This window comes from Streptomyces phyllanthi (genome assembly GCF_009377205.1).
In the GTDB taxonomy this organism is placed as follows: Bacteria; Actinomycetota; Actinomycetes; order Streptomycetales; family Streptomycetaceae; genus Streptomyces; species Streptomyces phyllanthi.
Map to the genome: position 1 here is coordinate 1 of NZ_VJZE01000690.1, position 3,360 is coordinate 3,360.

Annotated in this window: 5 protein-coding genes; 2 read left to right on the forward strand and 3 right to left on the reverse strand. The window is 67.7% G+C overall.

Features of this window, described 5'->3' with window-relative positions; all coding sequences use genetic code 11:
* The first annotated feature begins 371 nt into the window (after positions 1-371).
* Complete coding sequence (locus tag FNH04_RS43440; RefSeq protein ID WP_322725556.1) at positions 372-566, forward strand: LuxR C-terminal-related transcriptional regulator; 195 nt, start codon at positions 372-374, stop codon at positions 564-566.
* On the opposite strand, the gene FNH04_RS43445 is transcribed toward FNH04_RS43440, so the two are convergent.
* The 3 genes from FNH04_RS43445 to FNH04_RS43455 form a co-directional block, all read right to left on the reverse strand.
* A complete protein-coding gene (locus FNH04_RS43445) occupies positions 559-1,416 on the reverse strand; it encodes a hypothetical protein (protein ID WP_152791746.1) in 858 nt (285 codons plus the stop codon). The genes FNH04_RS43440 and FNH04_RS43445 overlap by 8 nt on opposite strands.
* Before the next feature lie 167 nt (positions 1,417-1,583).
* Positions 1,584-2,387, reverse strand: coding sequence for a DUF6585 family protein (locus FNH04_RS43450; protein WP_152791747.1), 804 nt, complete (start codon positions 2,385-2,387; stop codon positions 1,584-1,586).
* Between the two features lie 97 nt (positions 2,388-2,484).
* Complete coding sequence (locus tag FNH04_RS43455) at positions 2,485-2,715, reverse strand: hypothetical protein (protein WP_152791748.1); 231 nt, start codon at positions 2,713-2,715, stop codon at positions 2,485-2,487.
* A gap of 152 nt (positions 2,716-2,867) precedes the next feature.
* Between FNH04_RS43455 and FNH04_RS43460 the strand changes: the two genes are divergently transcribed.
* A partial coding sequence (locus FNH04_RS43460) for a hypothetical protein (protein ID WP_228031973.1) occupies positions 2,868-3,360 on the forward strand: 493 nt, incomplete at its 3' end.

A 3,360-nucleotide genomic window follows, 5' to 3' on the forward strand; every position in this document is an offset into this window, starting at 1 on the left:
ACTCATAATCCGTCGGCCGTGGGTTCGAGTCCCGCCCGCCCCACCAACGCAGGGCGCTGACCTGCAGAAACGTCCCTCTCGGGATGTTGGAACATCGGCTTGGGTCCAACGGATGAAATCCGCTGCTCACTTCGGTGAAGCGTTGCGCTCGCCCGTTCCGCGAGGATGGCCGGAGGCATCTGCACAGGTTGTTGGGGCCGGATCGAGGCCGAGGGGATCGGGTTGGGGTGGTGGCCGAGAGGCCAGGGGCGCGCACCGGATCGTCTCCCGGGCCGTGGTGGCGATCCGCAAGGTGGTGATCGGCGCCGCGTACCAGCGGTGCCTGGTGCACTTGCGAGGTGGCACAACGACGTCTGCACGCTTCGAGGGGATTGGCATCGTACGGTTCCCCGGACCGCGCCGAACTCATCGAGCGGCCGGCCACCCTGACCGACCAGGAGCCGGAGACAGCCGGACTGGTGACGCAGGGGCTCACCAGCCAGGCTGTCGCGGACCGGCTCTGCGTCAGCCGGCGTACCGTCGAGACCTCGGCCACCGCGGTCTCGGCCGGGAAGCCGCCTACCTGACGTCGACGAAGTCGCCGGGCGCCGTCGCGGAGCCGGTCGTGGTGGTGCCGGCGAAGACGAAACGGTAGTAACCGTCGGAGCCGGCCTTGGTGGTGGTGCTCAGGGCGCCGGTGCTGCTGGTCTTGACCGTCTTGAGCGTGGTGTAGGTGCTGCTGCCCTTCTTGCGGAACTGCAACTTCACCGGCTGGGTCGCGTATCCCGCGTACTTGCCCGTGGTCCAGTTGGCGCGACTCAGCTTGCCGGTGACCGTGATGGTCCTGCCCTTCTTCACCGGCTCCGGGGAGGCGTTGGCGGTCAGCTTGGCGGCACGCTTGATCTTGGTCCTGGCGACGTCGTCGTCGTAACTGGCGTTCGCGTAGATGTCGTAGGCGCCCAGGAAGAGTTTCCAGGTGCCCGCGGTGCCGTTGCCGTCCTTGAAGTCGTTCGCGGGGTCGATGGTGAAGACCGTCTTGCAGCTGTAGCTGTAGCCGTTCTGGACCGGCGTCTCCGTGCAGGTGGGGTAGTCGTCCGATCCCAGGCCGCCGGTGATGGTGTCCGTGCTCGAACTGTCGGTGCCCTGCCACAGGAAGGCCTGGGTGATGGCTACGCCCTCGTTGTCGAAGGCGGTGAACGTGACGGGAACGGCCTTCTTGCCCGTTACGCCGAGAACGATGTCTTTGCCGTTGTTGACGACTCCGTCCTTGAACGTGGTGCCGCCCAGCGAGTCCATCGGCTGGACGCTCTGCGAGGCGAAGGCTCTGAGATCCGTTGCAGCCCCAGGGCGCTCCGCTGCCCGGGCGGCACCCGGCAGTACGAGCGCCGAGAGTACGACGGCGCCGGAAAGGACGGTGATCGCAGTGTGTCTACGCATGTGATTCCCCCAAGAAGAGGTCGGGCGACCCTGCCGAACTGTCCTTGTGGCAGGGACTGTTGACGTGGTGAAGAGGCCAGCGCACGCGCGGACCCGCGGAAGAGGCTCAGGGCGTGGGAGGGAGGAGAACGGCGTGTGACCTGCGGGCAGCACGCTCAGGGCCCGAGTCACCTGCCGTAGAGGTTCGAGGCGACGGTGAGGAAGAGCATGAGGTTCGGCACGGTCCTGACCTCGGCGTGATCCCAGGCTGTGCGCTGTCCGTGCTGTCGGACGACCACGACGCCCTCGCGGACATCGATCGTCTCGACCGCCTGCCAGGGCAGGGTTCCTTTGCGCTTGGTGGTGATGCCGGTGGCGTCCAGTTCGAACGGCCCGTAGGTCGTCTTCCGTCCGTCCTGGACTGCCTCCCACACCTTCTGGGCCTGGGCGCGGGCGATGGCATCGGCGATCAGGGGCGCCCAGGTCCTGAAGTCGGCGAAGGAGTCCGAGATCTTGACCTTGGCACCGCCGGGCGCCATCACGGTGGAGGTGTGCGCGCTCCTGAAAGGGGTCTTCGTGCCCTTGTAATTGATCACTTCCGTGACTGTTTCCTGGTAATGGACCGCATGGGTCCACGGCACCGCGAACAATTGTCCGTCGCCCAAGTCCACGAGCAGACCCCTTTCGAACAGGCACAGGCGCCGGCCGCCCAGTTTCTTCCGGAAGTTCGGGCTCTTGAACAGGGCACCGCTGCCCAGTACGGCGAACAGGAGGGGGTACGACGCGAGCGTCCAGTGCACGAAGGCCCACAGCAGGATGCCCCCGGTCGTCAGGCAGGCGATGGCGGCCAGGGAAGCGGCGATGAACAGTCCGCGGTGCTTCTCCTGCACGTTGACCTCCTTCCTCGGCAGGAAGGTGTGCTCGAGTCGGCCGAAGTTCTTACGGGAGGCCAGTTGGACGACTTCGGGGGACGGGGCACTTGGCACGCTCATACAGGAGTCTCGGTTTCGTATGGGGGGCGACCTCGGCGAGGCCGCTGGTGGTGTGTGTTCAAACGCTCGCTCGATTCGCGGCTATGGCTGTCTCTCGCTACGACCGCTGCTTGCGCTGTGCCGCCAGCGTTCCGATCGATCCGATGATCGCCAGAGAGGCCGCGGCGAGGGTGAGGGCCGCTGCCCCACTGATGAGACCGACGCTCATGCCGAATGTCCCGATGAGGGTCAGTGCCTTCCATCCGGAGAGGTTGCCGCCTGTCTGCTCCTGTGCCATGTAGCTGCCTCCGCCTAGCCGGATCAGATGGGCGGCAACGTACTTCGCCACCGACCCGTTCCTCTCTGCGCAGACCTCCCCCAGGTGGCATCAGGGCAGGTCGGCCCGGGTGGGAGAGCGGTGCGGGAAGCCCCCGGACCGGGCCGGACCGGGGGCGCGGAACGGGTTCCCGCAATCCGGGCGTTCCGCCTAAAGTTGCTGAGATGGAAGAGCCAGAGCCCGCGGAGTCGCCGAGAGCGGCGTTCGCTGCCGCGTTGACGCGACTTCGGCGCCGAGTGCCGGATCTGTCGGACGAGGCGCTGGCCAGGCGAGCGAGCCGTACGGCGCTGCCGTCCGGGCGCCGTGCCAGTGTCAACGCCCGCCGCCTCGGTGAGTGGCTGAGCGGGCGGTCGGTGCCCCGTGACTTCCATGCCGTGGTCGCCCTCGTGCACGCCGTCGAGTCGCTGGCGGGCCCCGCTGATCCGCGGTCCTCGATTGCCGGTTGGGAGCGGTTGTGGCGCGCGGCGTACGAGGACCGCGCCCCTGCGGTACCCGCACCGCGTATCGCCGCCGACCGGGCCGGAGGCATTGCGGACGAGGTGGTCATCGGTCGGCCGCCGAGCGACGCGGCCTCGTTGCGGGAGCGGGCGGCCCTGTCGAGTGCGATCGACGTGGCGCTGCGGGACGACGCGGTCCGGGAGGTCGTCCTCACGGGGG